A 245-nucleotide genomic window follows, 5' to 3' on the forward strand; every position below is an offset into this window, starting at 1 on the left:
GAAGGAGAATATAATATTCCATCTCAAAACTTCACTTTTGAAATTATTGACAAAATTAGTGGAGAGGATTTATTTTCAAACGGAACTTTTGTTCCTGAAGAAATACAAATAACTAACACTCTTCATAATCATCCAGTTGAATTTTCATTCATAACAGAAAACAACATACATCATATCCAAATCAAATCAGCTTCTTTAGGAACAAAAATCATAAACCTCAAATTTGTTATTTCGAATAATCATCT

At 27.8% G+C, this 245-nt stretch carries 1 protein-coding gene; it reads left to right on the top strand.

The features are described from left to right. A partial coding sequence (locus tag ACY2RW_RS16270; protein ID WP_490123779.1) for a hypothetical protein occupies positions 1-245 on the top strand: 245 nt, incomplete at both ends.

It is taken from the genome of Polaribacter sp. 2305UL8-11, assembly GCF_058147165.1.